Here is a 14062-nt window from a genome sequence, read left to right on the forward strand (position 1 = left end):
CCGGCTTCATCCGCCCGGAGTTCGTTCAGCCGTCACAAGGGAGCAAGGCGTTGTCCACCGTCATCGAGCAGCCCGTAGAGGCCCGCCTCGTCGCCGCCGCGCCGCGGATGCCGAGCATTCCGGCCACGCTGCACTACGACCGGACCGACCCGTTCGCCGTCCGCATGACCTTCCCGGCCCCCGCCACGCTCGAAGGCGTGGAGGTCTGCTGGACCTTCGCACGGGAACTGCTCGTGTCCGGTCTGGAGGACGCGGTGGGGGACGGCGACGTGCGCGTGCGGCCGTACGGCTTCGACCGCACCGTCCTGGAGTTCCACGCCCCCGAGGGCACCGCCGTGATCCACGTGCGCTCGGGCGAGGTGCGGACGTTCCTCCAGCAGACCACCGACCTGGTGCCGGTCGGTCTCGAACACCTCCAGGTCGACCTGGATCACGACCTGGAGGAGCTCATGCGGGGCACCTGCTGAAGCGGCGCGGGTGGCGTCAGCCGGTGCGTCCCATCAGGGCGTTGAGGCCGGCGTAGTCGAACCCGCCGGTCAGGCTCTCGCAGGTTCCCGTGCCCAGCAGCTCCCGCGCGGCACGCCGGACCAGGCCGTGCGCGGCCGCCGCGATGCTCGACCCCGCGCTGATCCGGGCCACGCCGAGTCCGGCCAGCTCCCCCACGGACGGCGCCCCGGGGCCCACCAGGATGTTCAGGGGGCCCTCGATGCCTTCGACGAGCGCCTTCACGGTCGCCGGATCGACGGTTCCGGGGACGAAGACGCCGTCGGCCCCCGCGGCCAGGAAGGCGGCGGCCCGCTCCAGGGTCTCCTCCAGCCCGCCCGCGCCCCGCAGATACGTGTCGATGCGCGCGTTGACGAACAGGGGCACCCCCGCCGCGTCGGCGGCCGCGCGGACCGCCGCGACGCGCTCCGCCTGCTCCGCCACCGGTCGCAGCGGCCCGGCCCCCTCCCCGTAGAGGGCGTCCTCGATGTTCACGCCCACCGCGCCCGCCGCGAGCACCGCGCGGACGGTGTCCCCCAGGCCCGTGGCGTCGGACGCGTACCCGCTCTCGATGTCCGCGCTGACCGGCACCCGGACCACGGCGGTGATCCGCGCGACGGCCGCGAGCGCGTCCTCCCGCTCCAGCCGGTCCCCGTCCGCCACGCCCCGTGCCCAGGCGAGGCCGGCGCTGGTGGTGGCCACCGCCGCGGCACCCGCGTCCTCGACGATCCGCGCGGTCACCGCGTCCCAGGCGTTCGCCAGGACGAGGGGCCGGCCGGGCACGTGCAGGGCGCGGAAGGCGTGGGCGGAGTCGCGGAGTCGCTCGATGTCGGTCATGGGGACAACCCAAGCACGGTCGGCACGAGGGGAGCTGGCAGGAATCCGACACGTACGTGGGGCCGGGCGTCCGGTACGTGGGGGGCGGGCGTCCGGTACCTGGGCGGGCGGGCGTCCGGTACGTGGGGGGCGGGCGTCCGGTACGTGGGGGGTGGGCGTCCGGTCCGGCGTGGCCCGACCCGGACATGACCACGCCCGGTTCGACCCGGTCGTCGCCGCGGTCGGTCCGGCGTGGCCGTGCCCGTACGTACACGTCGCCGGGTCGCACTGCCCGGAAGTCATGGGCTTCGGCCCGGTCCCGGCCGCGGTCAGGTCGACGCGGTCGTGGCCGCGGTCAGGTCGACGTGGTCGCGGTCGTGGCCGCGGTCGTGGAGGCGGCCGTCGTGGCCGCCACGACCACCGCCGTACGGACGTCCTGGATGACCTTCCTCAGCGCGGGAGCCGCCGCGCCCCCGCGTTCGGTGAGCTGGTCGATACGGACCCGGTGGAGCCTGCGCTCCTTGGACGACGCGAAGGTGCGCAGCTCGGCCGCGGTGGCCAGGGCGACGAGGGCCGCCTCGCGGTCACCGACGTCGGCGACCGGCACCGGTCCCTCCAGCACCTCCCGGGCGTCCGCGCGCAGGGCGTCCACCACGGGTACCCGGTCCAGTTCGTACTCGACGGACGGGAAGATCCCGAAGACCCGCTTGCGCTGCGCCCGCAGGTATCCCTCGGCGGCGAGCTGGGCGCGGACCGCGTCCAGGGTGACCCGGGCCCGGCAGGTGACCCACTGCTTCCATCCACGGGGCAGGGACTCCGACACGAGCTCCAGGAGCCCGTCGAGAACCACGTCCCCGGTCCGGGAGTCGGCGTCGACGGGGGTGACGATGCCGTCGTCGTCGAAGAGCAGCCCGCGCTGGGCGAGTTCGGTGAGGGCGCCGGCGCGCACCAGGTGGTGGAGGTGGGTGGAGCCGGTGAGCCTCCCCTTCGTGGTGTCCCACGCCAGGAGGTAGAGCCGGGCGGGCAACGAGAGCGGGCCGTTCGGCACGGGGTCTCCTCGGTTCGTCGGTGGGCGGTGGGCGGTGGCGCGTTAATCCTTTGACAGCCCTCAGGACCGTCCCTACGGTGGGAAGCGGTTCTGTTGCCGTCGAATGGAGAAGGACGTTGCTCGTCTGAGGTCGGAGACACCGCGTCACACAGCCGGTCCCGTGGGACCCGCGTGTGCGCAGCGTGCGACCTCGGCGTTCGAGCCGTCCCAGGGTGCGGAGCCTGTTCTTCCCGCTCTCCTCCGAACTGGATCGTCGTCGCCTCGCGGTGTCCCGTACGCGTACCCCCGACCGCATCCAGCAATCGCGAGGCCCTCATGTCAACGTTCCCCACTTCCGTCACCTGCACCTCCCTGTCCTTCGCCTGGCCGGACGGCACCGAGGTCTTCGACGGTCTCCAGGTCGCCTTCGGACCCGGCATCACCGGACTCGTCGGCGTCAACGGATCCGGCAAATCAACCCTGTTGAAGCTGATCGCCGGAGATCTCACCCCGGCCGACGGCACCGTCCGGCTCGCGGGCGAGGTCGGCCATCTGCCGCAGAACGTCACCCTCGACACCGGGCTGCGGGTCGACGAGGCGCTCGGCATCCGCGCGGTCCGCGCCGCCCTGCACGCGATCGAGGCGGGCGACGCGTCCGCGGAGCACTTCGACGTCGTCGGCGACGACTGGGACGTCGAGGAGCGGGCCCGCGCCACCCTCGGCGAGCTCGGCCTCGGGCGCATCGACCTGGACCGCACCATCGGCGAGGTGTCCGGCGGCGAGTCGGTGCTGCTGCGGCTGGCCGCGCTCCTGCTGCGCCGGCCCGACATCCTCCTGCTCGACGAACCCACCAACAACCTCGACCTGTACGCGCGGCGGCGGCTGTACGCGGCCGTGGAGGCCTGGTCCGGGGTCATGATCGTGGTCAGTCACGACCGCGAACTCCTCGACCTGGCCGACCAGATCGCCGATCTGCACTCCGGCGAGGTCGGCTGGTACGGCGGGAACTTCTCCGCGTACGAGGAGGCGCTGGCCGCCGAACAGGAGGCGGCGGAGCGCATGGTGCGTGTCGCCGAGTCCGATCTGAAGAAGCAGAAACGCGAACTGGTCGACGCCCAGGTCAAGTTGGCCCGGCGCAGGCGGTACGGCCAGAAGATGAACGACCAGAAGCGCGAACCGAAGATCGTGATGGGGGCGCGCAAACGGTCGGCCCAGGAGTCCGCGGGCAAGCACCGGATCCTGCACGAGGGCAGGCTCAGCGAGGCGAAGGAGCGCCTCGACGAGGCGGTGGAGGCCGTACGGGACGACGACGTGATCCGGATCGACCTGCCGTACACGGCGGTGCCGCCGGGGCGCAACGTCCTCACGCTCGACCGGCTGGAGCTGAAGCACGGCACACGGGTGAACGGGATCCTCGATCTTCGCGGACCCGAGCGCGTGGCCCTCATCGGGCGCAACGGGTCGGGCAAGACGACCTTCCTGCGCACGATCGCCGGGGAGCTGGAGGCCGTGTCCGGCGAGGCGCACGCCCATGTGCCGCTGCGCTTCCTGCCGCAGCGGCTCGACGTCCTGGACGACGAGCTGACGGTCGCCGAGAACGTGGCCCGGTACGCACCCCTCGCCACCACCAACCGGATCCGGGCCCGTCTCGCCCGCTTCCTGTTCAAGGGGGCGAAGGCCGACCAGCAGGCGGCGACGCTCTCCGGCGGCGAACGCTTCCGCGCGGCGCTCGCGGCCCTGATGCTGGCCGATCCCGCCCCGCAGCTCCTGATGCTCGACGAGCCGACGAACAACCTCGACATCGCGAGCGTCCGCCAGCTCACCACGGCCCTGGAGTCGTACGAGGGGGCACTGATCGTCGCCAGCCACGACATGCCGTTCCTGGAGTCGATCGGCATCACGCGACAGCTGCTGCTGGAAGGAGGAGAACTGAAAGAAATCGCTCCGGAAACTGTCGGGTATTCCTCATAGTGCGGAAGGCGGGGGCCGCCTAGCGTCGGGGGTGGGCGGCCCCCGGTGTCCGTCCGGGGGTCTTCTGCGTGCGCGGACCGCGCTGCATGATGGTGCGTTCGACACCCCCTGCCGATTCGGAGACCCGCCCGTGCCCAGTCAGAAAGCGCTCGTCCGCCGGCCCGGCCCCCGCCTCGCCGAGGGGCTGGTGACGCATGTGGAACGCACGGCGGTGGACGTCGATCTCGCGGTCGAACAGTGGGAGGCCTACACCGAGGCGCTGCGGACGCACGGCTGGGAGACCGTGGAGGTGGACCCGGCCGAGGACTGCCCGGACGCGGTGTTCGTCGAGGACGCCGTCGTCGTCTTCCGCAATGTCGCGCTCATCGCCCGGCCCGGCGCCGAGTCCCGCCGGGGCGAGACGCCGGGGGTGGAGGAGGCCGTGGCGCGCCTCGGCTGCTCGGTGAACTGGATCTGGGATCCGGGCACCCTCGACGGCGGCGACGTCCTGAAGGTGGGCGACACGATCTACGTGGGCCGCGGCGGCCGGACGAACGCGGCCGGGGTCCAGCAGCTCCGCGCCGTCTTCGAACCGCTGGGGGCGCGGGTCGTCGCCGTCCCCGTCAGCAAGGTGCTGCATCTGAAGTCGGCGGTCACGGCACTGCCCGACGGGACGGTGATCGGGCACGAACCGCTGGTGGACACCCCCTCGCTGTTCCCGCGCTTCCTCGCCGTGCCCGAGGAGTCCGGGGCGCACGTGGTGCTCCTGGGCGGCGGCAAGCTGCTGATGGCCGCGTCCGCCCCGAAGACCGCGGAGCTGCTCGCCGACCTCGGCCACGAACCGGTCGTGGTGGACATCGGCGAGTTCGAGAAGCTCGAAGGGTGCGTGACCTGTCTCTCGGTGAGGCTTCGGGGGCTGTACGGCTGAACGAGTGAGCGCGTCATCCGTACGGCCCAGCACCTCGACGCCCCGGGCCTCTCCGGCATGGGCCGGAGAGCGGGGCGCTCTCGCCCACAACGCCCCTGATCAGCGATCTTTACGGGCTCCTTAACCTACGGAGTCGTAACCTACGGAGACGTAGCCTACGATGCCGTAGGTTGGAATTCCGCTCGTTGAACCCGTCCCTCCCTGGAGCACCAGTGACGATCACTTCCCCCGACCTCGGCAGCCCGGCGGCCGCCTGGACCGACGCCCGGCTGCTGTACGCGCTGGAGGAAGTCGTCGAGACGGAGCTCAACCGGCACCTGAAGGTGGCCAAGGACTGGATGCCGCACGAGTACGTGCCCTTCAGCGACGCCCGCAACTTCCCGGGGCAGTTCGAGGACGGCGAGGCCTGGGAGAAGGAGCAGTCCAAGGTCACCGAGATCGGCCGGATCGCGCTCGTCGTCAACCTCCTCACCGAGGACAACCTCCCGAGCTACCACCACGAGATCGCGTCCCTGTTCGGCCGCGACGGCGCCTGGGGCACCTGGGTGCACCGATGGACGGCGGAGGAGGGCCGGCACGGCATCGTGATGCGCGACTACCTGCTCGCCTCGCGCGCGGTGGACCCGGACAAGCTCGAAGCCTTCCGTATGCAGCACATGAGCGAGGGCTTCGAGTCGGACAACCGCCACTCGATGCTGCACTCGGTCGCGTACGTCGCCTTCCAGGAGCTGGCGACCCGCATCTCGCACCGCAACACGGGCCACCAGTCGGGCGACCCGGTCTGCGACCGCATGCTGGCGCGCATCGCGACCGACGAGAACCTGCACATGGTCTTCTACCGCAACCTCCTGAAGGCCGCGTTCGAGCTCGCCCCCGACCTGACCATGCAGGCCGTCCGTGACGTCGTCGTCAACTTCCGGATGCCCGGTCACGGCATGCCCGGCTTCGAGCGCATGGCCGCGCAGATGGCCATCGGCGAGGTCTACAACCTGCGCATCCACCACGACGACGTGCTCCAGCCCGTGCTGCGTCATCTCAAGGTGCTGGAGATCGGCGGCCTCGGCCCCGAGGGCCTGAAGGCCCAGGAGGAGCTCGGCTACTTCATGGGCGGCCTGGACGCCGAGGCCTCGAAGTTCGACGCGAAACTCGCCGCCCGCAAGGCGCGGATGGCGGCCCGCGCCACCGCCTGACCCGGACCGCGCACGCGCGAGGCGCGTGACCGTGAACGGGCGCGGGCGCCCCGGCGGAGTTCAGGTCCCGCCGGTGCGCCCGCGCCCGCCGTGCCCCGGCGGGCCCCCCACCCGCACACGGGACACGGCGATCCGGGCCGGTCCGGTCCCTGGCCGTCGTGACGCCCCGCGTCACTCCAGGGCGCGCCGCAGGCCCAGACGCTCCTTCTCGGAGAGTCCGCCCCACACGCCGAAGCGTTCGTCGTTGCTGAGCGCGTATTCGAGGCATGCCGGACGCATCGCGCACATGCCGCAGATGCGCTTGGCCTCGCGCACCGAGCTGCCCGGCTCGGGAAAGAAGAAGTCCGCCCCCGTCTGCGCGCACAACGCCTGCTCCTGCCAGGCGAGGTCGGACGGAGTGATGGTTACCGAGTACATGGCACGAGCGTGCCCCGCGGCGAAAAACGTTCGATCAACGCGGGATCAACGCGGTGTACCAAGGCGTCCGGCGGCCTCGATGATGGCCCCGCGGAACGGTCCCTGGCACGGCGGCGCGCGGGAGAACGCGGCGACGATACGGATACTTGCGGCCACCCGGAGTGACGGGTGACGCCCCCGCGGGCGGTTTGCGCGTCTCCGGGGCGATTGTCGGTGGGCGGTGGAAGACTCGGCACCAAAGGCAACGGGACCCCTCAAAGGAGGGCAATCATGCTCACCACCCGATTCGTCAACGGCTCCCCGAACTGGCTGGATGTCGGCACGGCCGACATCGAGGGTGCCATCGCCTTCTACGGCGGCCTCTTCGGCTGGCGGTTCCAGTCCGCGGGGCCGGACGCCGGTGGCTACGGCTTCTTCCAGGTGGACGGCAGGACGGTGGCCGGGGGCATGCAGGTCACCCCCGAGCAGGGCCCGCCGTCCTGGAACGTCTACTTCCAGACCTCGGACGCCGAAGCCACCGCCAAGACGGTCGAGCAGCACAAGGGCACGGTACTCATGCCGCCGATGGACGTGATGGGCGAGGGGCACATGGCCATGCTGGCCGATCAGGCGGGCGTGACCTTCGGCATCTGGCAGCCCGGCCGTACCAAGGGCCTGGGAATGGCGGGCGACCCGGGTTCCCTGTGCTGGGTGGAGCTCTGTACGCCGGACATCGCGGCGGCCGCCGCCTTCTACAACTCCGTCTTCGGGTGGCACACGTCGGCGGCCGAGTTCCCGGGCGGGACCTACACCTGTATCAATCCGGCGGAGACCGAGGAGGAGGACATGTTCGGCGGCCTGGTGCCGCTCGCGGACGACCCGGTCGAGGCCAAGACCGGCGCGTACTGGCTGCCGTACATCGAGGTTCCCGACACGGACGCCGTGGTCGCCAGGACCGAGCAGCTCGGCGGTGCGGTGCGGATGCCGGCCACGGACATGGAGGGCGTCGGCCGCATGGCCAAGCTCACCGATCCGTACGGGGCCCGCTTCGCGGTGATCAAGAGCGCACCGCAACAGAACTGACGCCCCCCGGGCACGGGACCCGACGCGACACCGGCACCGGCACCGGCGGTGCTAGGCCGATGCCCGTCGCACGATCGTCGTCGGCAGGACCACTCCGGTGGGATCGGGTGCCGGGGGCTCCGTGCCCGGACCGCTCTCCAGTCCGCGGATCAGCAGACGGGCCATCAACCGGCCCATCTCCTCTATCTCCTGACGCACCGTCGTCAACGGCGGATCCATCTGTTCGGCGATCGGCAGCATGTCGTCGAAGCCGATCACGGCCACGTCCTCGGGCACCCGTCGTCCCTGCTCACGCAGCACGCGCAGGGCGCCGAGGGCCGACAGGTCGTTCGCCACGAACACCGCGTCGACGTCGGGGCGGCGCTCCAGCAGTTCGCGCATCGCGCGTTCACCGCCGGCGGGGGTGAAGTCGCCCTGCGCGACGAGCTCGGGACCGGCGTCGGCCATGACGTCCCGGAAACCGTCAAGGCGGTCGACCGCGGACGTCTGGTCGAGGGCTCCGGTGATGTGGGCGATGCGGGTCCGCCCGAGCCCGAGCAGATGACGGACGGCCTGACGGGCCCCGCCCCGGTTGTCGCAGTCGACGTAGACCGCTTCGCGGACGCCGTCGCCCCAGCCGGGCCGACCGCCGAACACGGTCGGCACACCCGCGCCGTGGATGAGACCCGGCAGCGGGTCGTCGAGGTGCAGGGAGAACACGAGCGCGCCGTCGACATGGCCGCCGGCGAGGTAGCGGGCGACGCGGGCGTGGTCGTCCCGGCCCTCCGTGAGCAGCAGGACCAGCTGTGAGTCGTTGGCCGTCAGTTCCTTGCTGATCCCCCGGAGTTGGAGCGCGAAGAACGGGTCGGCGAAGACCCTGGTCTCCGGCTCGGCGATCACGACGGCGACCGCGTCGTGGCGCCGGGTGACGAGGCTGCGCGCGGCCTGGTTCGGAACGTACCCGAGTTCTTCGACGGCCCGGCGCACCCGCTCGACGAGCGGCTCACGGACTCCGTCCCCACCGTTCACGACCCGTGACACGGTGGCCCGGGAGACCCCGGCCCGCGCGGCCACGGCCTCCAGCGTGGGGCGCGACGCTGTCCCGGTCACTCAGGGCACCTCCTCGGCGGATGCCGATCAGGATAGCCGCGTGACCGCCCGCTCCGTGAAGGTGCTCCCCGATCTTCGAGAACGGCTCGAACCGGCCCCATCGCGGGGCGGCTCGGCCGGGAGGGTCAGGTGCCCGACGGCCCGGCGTCCTCGTGCTTCGCGCGGCTCGGCTGGACCCGCTTGGGCTCGCCCGGCATCTTCGGGTACTCGGGCGGGTACGGGAGATCGCCGAGGCCGTGGTCGTGCTCGTCGCGGCTGGCGAGTTCCAGCAGTGCCTCCAGGGAGAAGGCGTGGTCGTCCATGTCGGCGTGCACGTCGCCGAGTTCGGCGAAACGCCCCGGCATGGTCGCCAGATCGAAGTCCCGGGGCCTGGCGTCCTGCACCTCGTCCCAGCGCAGCGGTGCGGAGACCGGGGCGTGCGGGCGGGGCCGTACGGAATAGGCCGAGGCGATGGTGCGGTCCCGGGCGGTCTGGTTGTAGTCGACGAAGATCTTCTCGCCCCGCTCCTCCTTCCACCAGGCGGTGGTGACCTGATCGGGCATACGGCGTTCGAGTTCGCGCCCGACGGCGATGGCGGCCCGGCGCACCTGGGTGAACGTCCAGCGCGGCTGGATGGGCACGAAGACGTGCAGCCCGCGTCCCCCGGAGGTCTTGGGCCAGCCGCGCAGGCCGCCGTACTCGTGCAGGACCTCGCGCAGTTCGTGGGCGGCGCGCACCGCGTCGGCGTAGTCCGTGCCGGGCTGCGGGTCGAGGTCGATGCGCAGTTCGTCGGGGCTGTCGACGTCGTCGCGGCGGACGGGCCACGGATGGAAGGTGAGCGTGCCGAACTGCGCGGCCCACAGCACGGCGGCGGGCTCGGTGGGGCACATCTCGTCGGCGCTGCGGCCGCTGGGGAAGGTGATGTGGGCCCGCGGGATCCAGTCGGGCATGTTCTTGGGGGCCCGCTTCTGGAAGAAGGACTCGCCGGTCACCCCGTCCGGGTAGCGCTCCAGCGTGGTGGGGCGGTCGCGCAGGGCGCGCAGGATGCCGTCGCCGACGGCGAGGTAGTACTGGGCGAGGTCCAGCTTCGTGAAGCCGCGCTCCGGGAAGAAGATCTTGTCCGGGCTGGACAGACGAACGCTCCGGCCGGCTGCTTCGAGTTCCACCGCATCGCCCATGCGAGCCACGGTAGGCGCAGCTCGCGGGGCCCGCACACCGGGCGGACGCCCGCGCCGAGCAGGGGCGCGGGCGTCGTGTGCGGGTGCGTCCGCCTCGGAACCCGCGGGTGCACGAGCTCGGCCGACCGGCGTGCGGGGTCCGGGGTGGGGGCCGTACGACGGGGTGGGAGCGGGTTCCCTTGCGGCGCCGGGGCGGTGCGCCGGTCGTGCGGGTCAGTGGCGGACGCTCCGGGCGGGGGCGGCGACCGGTGCGGCCCTGCTCCGGGCCGGCCGGCGCTCCCGGCCGGGCCATGCGGTCCGCGACCGCAGCGGACGAGGGAGCACTAGCGCATCGCGCGCATGCGGGTGATCTCGCTGGTCTGCTGGGCCACCAGGTCGTCGGCCATCTCCTCGATCCCCAGGTTGTTGCCCTGCGCCTTGACGTCGGTGGCCATGGTGATGGCTCCCTCGTGGTGAGTGATCATCAGGGTGAGGAAGAGGGCGTCGAAGTCCGCTCCGCGGGCCGCCCGCAACTTCTTCAGCTGGGCGTCCGTCGCCATTCCGGGCATCTCGGTGTGCTGGTGGCCCCCGGTGTCCCCGGTCTCCGTCTTGCCGTGGGTCTTCAGCCAGCCCCGCATGGCCTCGATCTCGGGACCCTGGGCCGCGGAGATGCGCAGGGCGAGGCGTTTGAGGTCCCCCGCCCGGGCGCGGTCCGGGACGAGCCCGGTCATCTTCAGGGCCTGGGCGTGATGCCGGATCATCATCCGGGCGTACGACACGTCGGCCTTGTTGGGGGTGTCGTCCTCGGCGCGTTGCGCGGCCGCCTCGTCGGCGGAGAGCGTGCGGTTCTCCTCGCCCGGTGCGCCGGGGACGATCACCGAAGGTCCGCCGCCGGCGCCGGACCTGTGGTCGGTGTCCGCGTCACAGCCGGCGAGGGCGAGCGCGAGCAGCGCGGCCGCGGTGGTGAGGGACGCCCGGCTTCCGAACACAACGGCCTCCTGGTGCGGGGGAGTTGATGAACCTGACTGACACGCACGGATCCTCGCACTGATCACCGGCGAGATTCATGGCGAAAGCATTACGTGTCTTTGATCTGCGCATGATGAAGGTGAGACTGCTGAGGACCGTGAACCGTTCTCCCGTGAACGGCGACTATGGAGGTTGCAGTGACCCTGTTACACCATCCCCGAACGCGGCGCAGACGTCTGGGTGTCGTCGCGGCCTGTGCCGGACTCCTCGCGGCACTCCTGACGGCCGTTCCCGCGGCAGCCACCCCCGACCCCGGGGACGGCCCGGCCGCGGAGACCCGGGTGTCGCAGGAGGCGCGGACCCGGGCGGCCGAGGCGATCGCCGACGGCGGGATACCCGGGCAGGACGAGATCGTCCACTCCGGCAACATCGAACACCTCACCAACATCCCCAAGGACGTGCTGCCGGGCATCAACTCGGACCTGGCCTTCCAGGGCCGGTACGCCTTCGCCGGAAACTTCGACGGCTTCCGCATCTTCGACATCACCGACCCCGCGGCGCCGAAGACCGTCGCGCAGGTGCTCTGCCCGGGCTCGCAGAACGACATCTCCGTCTCCGGCGACCTGCTCTTCCTCTCCACCGACTCCTCGCGCAGCGACAGCAGTTGCAACAGCACCACGCAGCCCGCGACCGAGAAGTCCTCCTGGGAGGGCATGAAGATCTTCGACATCAGCGACAAGAGGAACCCGAGGTACGTCGCCGCCGTCGAGACCGCCTGCGGCTCGCACACCCACACCCTGGTGCCGGAGCGCAGGAACGTCTTCGTCTACGTCTCCTCGTACTCACCGAACGCCTCCTACCCGGACTGCCAACCCCCGCACGACGGCATCTCCGTCATCAAGGTGCCCCGTAAGGCCCCCGAGCGGGCGGCGGTCGTGAACTTCCCCGTGCTCTTCCCGGGCGAGGGCCCGGACGGGGGCGGCAACCCGGGTTCGCCCACCAATCCGGGCGTCTCCAAGACGACCGGCTGCCACGACATCACGGTGCTGCCGGGGAAGGACCTGGCGGCCGGCGCCTGCATGGGTGACGGCATCCTGTTCTCCATCGAGGACCCGGAGAACCCGAGGGTCATCGACCGGGTCCAGGACAACGTCAACTTCGCGTTCTGGCACTCGGCGACCTTCAATCAGAAGGCGGACAAGGTCGTCTTCACCGACGAGCTGGGGGGCGGCGGCGCGGCCACCTGCAACGCCGAGATCGGCCCGGACCGCGGCGCGGACGGCATCTACGACATCGTCGGCAAGGGCGACAAGCGCAAGCTGGTCTTCCGCAGCTACTACAAGATCCCCCGCCACCAGGCGGCCACCGAGAACTGCGTCGCGCACAACGGCTCGCTGATCCCGGTCAAGGGCAGGGACCTGATGGTCCAGGCCTGGTACCAGGGCGGCGTCTCGGTCTGGGACTTCACCGACTCCTCGAACCCGAAGGAGATCGCCTACTTCGAGCGCGGGCCGGTGTCCTCCACCGAACTGGTCATCGGCGGTTCCTGGTCGGCGTACTACTACAACGGGCACATCTACTCGAACGACATAGCCAAGGGCCTCGACGTGCTGAAGATCAGCGACCGGCGCACGGACCCCGCCAAGCGGGTGCGGCTGGACGAGCTGAACGTCCAGACCCAGCCGGACTACTTCGGCTGACCCCGCTCGGCCGTCCCGCCGGAAGCCTCCGCTTCCGGCGGGACCCCCGGCTCAAAACCCCAGGACAGCCGGGTCCCCGTGACCGGAAGACGCAACAGGCGGACACCATGGACGGCTCTTACAGTCGAAGTATGGATCTGCCGGTGATGCCACCCGTGAAGCCGATGCTCGCCAAGTCCGTGGCGAAGATCCCGCCGGACATGCACTACGAGGCGAAGTGGGACGGCTTCCGGGCGATCGTGTTCCGCGACGGGGACGAGCTGGAGATCGGCAGTCGCACCGGCAAGCCGCTGACCAGGTACTTTCCTGAGCTTGTCGAGGCGTTGCGGGAGCGGTTGCCAAAGCGCTGCGTGATGGACGGGGAGATCGTGATCGCCAGGGACGGGCGGCTCGACTTCGACGCGCTCACGGAGCGGATCCACCCCGCGGACTCACGGGTGCGGATGCTGGCCGAGAAGACCCCCGCGTCCTTCGTGGCCTTCGACCTGCTGGCCCTCGCGGACGCCGCCCTGCTCGACGTGCCGCTGACCGACCGGCGCGCGCTGCTGGAGAAGGCGCTGGCCGATGTGACGGCACCGGTGCACCTGGCGCCCGCGACCACGGACCGCGCGGTGGCAGAGCGGTGGTTCGAGCAGTACGAGGGGGCGGGGCTCGACGGGGTCATGGCGAAGCCCCTCACGCTGGCGTATCTGCCGGACGCGCGGGCCATGTACAAGATCAAGCACGAGCGGACGGCGGACGTCGTCGTGGCCGGCTACCGCTTCCACAAGAGCGGGCCGGTCGTCGGGTCGCTGCTGCTCGGTCTGTTCGACACCGGGGGCACGCTCCAGCACGTGGGGGTGAGCGCCGCGTTCACGATGAAGCGGCGGGCGGAACTGGTGGAGGAACTGGAGCCGTTGCGGCTCGACGACGTGACCGGGCATCCGTGGGCGGCCTGGGCGCAGGAGTCGGCGCACGAGGGCGCCCGGCTGCCGGGCGCGCCGAGCAGATGGTCGGCGAAGAAGGACCTGTCGTGGGTCCCGGTCCGGCCCGAGCGGGTGGCCGAGGTGGCGTACGACCACATGGAGAACGGCGTACGGTTCCGCCACACGGCCCGCTTCCGCCGATGGCGTCCCGACCGCACGGCCGAGAGCTGCACGTACGGACAACTGGAGGAGCCGGTCGGCTACGACCTGGCGGAGATCCTGGGGCCACGGAGCGGGCACACCGGGCAGAACTGACACACCGGCACGGAACCACCGCCTCCGCGACCTCCTCCGACCTGCACGGATCGTCCCGCTGAGCCGATCGGCTCA

Annotated in this window: 13 protein-coding genes; 7 read left to right on the forward strand and 6 right to left on the reverse strand. The window is 71.2% G+C overall.

All coding sequences use genetic code 11. The features are described from left to right. Positions 1-50: 50 nt before the first annotated feature. Entirely contained in the window at positions 51-467 is a 417-nt protein-coding gene (locus ACFYYF_RS04630; RefSeq protein ID WP_361687144.1) for an SsgA family sporulation/cell division regulator, read from the forward strand. 16 nt (positions 468-483) lie between these two features. Here ACFYYF_RS04630 and ACFYYF_RS04635 read toward each other — a convergent pair whose 3' ends face one another. Further along, complete coding sequence (locus ACFYYF_RS04635; RefSeq protein WP_388771350.1) at positions 484-1320, reverse strand: isocitrate lyase/phosphoenolpyruvate mutase family protein; 837 nt, start codon at positions 1318-1320, stop codon at positions 484-486. Between the two features lie 334 nt (positions 1321-1654). Then, positions 1655-2347, reverse strand: a complete 693-nt coding sequence (locus tag ACFYYF_RS04640) for a GPP34 family phosphoprotein (RefSeq protein WP_388771353.1) — start codon at positions 2345-2347, stop codon at positions 1655-1657. A 315-nt stretch (positions 2348-2662) separates the two neighbouring features. Here ACFYYF_RS04640 and ACFYYF_RS04645 point away from each other — a divergent pair, with 315 nt between their 5' ends. The 3 genes from ACFYYF_RS04645 to ACFYYF_RS04655 all read left to right on the forward strand — a co-directional run bounded on the left by ACFYYF_RS04645 (position 2663) and on the right by ACFYYF_RS04655 (position 6394). After that, positions 2663-4297: an ABC-F family ATP-binding cassette domain-containing protein gene (locus ACFYYF_RS04645; RefSeq protein WP_388771354.1), complete on the forward strand. Its 1635-nt coding sequence runs from the start codon at positions 2663-2665 to the stop codon at positions 4295-4297. A 130-nt stretch (positions 4298-4427) separates the two neighbouring features. Beyond that, entirely contained in the window at positions 4428-5204 is a 777-nt protein-coding gene (ddaH, locus tag ACFYYF_RS04650; RefSeq protein ID WP_388771357.1) for a dimethylargininase, read from the forward strand. Between the two features lie 212 nt (positions 5205-5416). Next, complete coding sequence (locus tag ACFYYF_RS04655; protein ID WP_365493176.1) at positions 5417-6394, forward strand: acyl-ACP desaturase; 978 nt, start codon at positions 5417-5419, stop codon at positions 6392-6394. Between the two features lie 171 nt (positions 6395-6565). Here the strand turns inward: ACFYYF_RS04655 and ACFYYF_RS04660 are convergent, their stop codons facing one another. Further along, positions 6566-6811 (reverse strand): WhiB family transcriptional regulator, encoded by a 246-nt coding sequence (locus ACFYYF_RS04660; protein ID WP_355768218.1) that lies wholly within the window; start codon positions 6809-6811, stop codon positions 6566-6568. A 270-nt stretch (positions 6812-7081) separates the two neighbouring features. Between ACFYYF_RS04660 and ACFYYF_RS04665 the strand changes: the two genes are divergently transcribed. Then, the gene (locus ACFYYF_RS04665; protein WP_388771359.1) at positions 7082-7873 is read left to right on the forward strand and encodes a VOC family protein; all 792 of its coding nucleotides are present in this window, start codon (positions 7082-7084) and stop codon (positions 7871-7873) included. A 51-nt stretch (positions 7874-7924) separates the two neighbouring features. On the opposite strand, the gene ACFYYF_RS04670 is transcribed toward ACFYYF_RS04665, so the two are convergent. The 3 genes from ACFYYF_RS04670 to ACFYYF_RS04680 form a co-directional block, all read right to left on the reverse strand. Continuing rightward, positions 7925-8962: a LacI family DNA-binding transcriptional regulator gene (locus ACFYYF_RS04670; protein ID WP_388771361.1), complete on the reverse strand. Its 1038-nt coding sequence runs from the start codon at positions 8960-8962 to the stop codon at positions 7925-7927. A gap of 125 nt (positions 8963-9087) precedes the next feature. Then, a complete protein-coding gene (gene ligD, locus ACFYYF_RS04675) occupies positions 9088-10119 on the reverse strand; it encodes a non-homologous end-joining DNA ligase (protein WP_388771364.1) in 1032 nt (343 codons plus the stop codon). A 323-nt stretch (positions 10120-10442) separates the two neighbouring features. Next, positions 10443-11087 carry a DUF305 domain-containing protein gene (locus ACFYYF_RS04680; RefSeq protein ID WP_388771367.1) on the reverse strand — a complete coding sequence of 215 codons (645 nt, stop codon included), beginning with the start codon at positions 11085-11087 and terminating at the stop codon, positions 10443-10445. A gap of 177 nt (positions 11088-11264) precedes the next feature. Between ACFYYF_RS04680 and ACFYYF_RS04685 the strand changes: the two genes are divergently transcribed. Both ACFYYF_RS04685 and ACFYYF_RS04690 read left to right on the forward strand, forming a co-directional pair. Beyond that, positions 11265-12767 carry an LVIVD repeat-containing protein gene (locus tag ACFYYF_RS04685; RefSeq protein ID WP_388771369.1) on the forward strand — a complete coding sequence of 501 codons (1503 nt, stop codon included), beginning with the start codon at positions 11265-11267 and terminating at the stop codon, positions 12765-12767. Between the two features lie 131 nt (positions 12768-12898). Further along, entirely contained in the window at positions 12899-13987 is a 1089-nt protein-coding gene (locus ACFYYF_RS04690; RefSeq protein ID WP_388771371.1) for an ATP-dependent DNA ligase, read from the forward strand. The last annotated feature ends 75 nt before the right edge of the window (positions 13988-14062 follow it).

The organism is Streptomyces sp. NPDC001914, assembly GCF_042891215.1.
Classification (GTDB): Bacteria; Actinomycetota; Actinomycetes; order Streptomycetales; family Streptomycetaceae; genus Streptomyces.

Bases quoted from the DNA above. Each gene is read 5' to 3' on its own strand.
- ACFYYF_RS04660 (WP_355768218.1), bottom strand. From the start codon at position 6,811: ATGTACTCGGTAACCATCACTCCGTCCGACCTCGCCTGGCAGGAGCAG.
- ACFYYF_RS04645 (WP_388771354.1), top strand. From the start codon at position 2,663: ATGTCAACGTTCCCCACTTCCGTCACCTGCACCTCCCTGTCCTTCGCC.
- ACFYYF_RS04665 (WP_388771359.1), top strand. From the start codon at position 7,082: ATGCTCACCACCCGATTCGTCAACGGCTCCCCGAACTGGCTGGATGTC.
- ligD (WP_388771364.1), bottom strand. From the start codon at position 10,119: ATGGGCGATGCGGTGGAACTCGAAGCAGCCGGCCGGAGCGTTCGTCTG.
- ACFYYF_RS04690 (WP_388771371.1), top strand. From the start codon at position 12,899: ATGGATCTGCCGGTGATGCCACCCGTGAAGCCGATGCTCGCCAAGTCC.
- ACFYYF_RS04635 (WP_388771350.1), bottom strand. From the start codon at position 1,320: ATGACCGACATCGAGCGACTCCGCGACTCCGCCCACGCCTTCCGCGCC.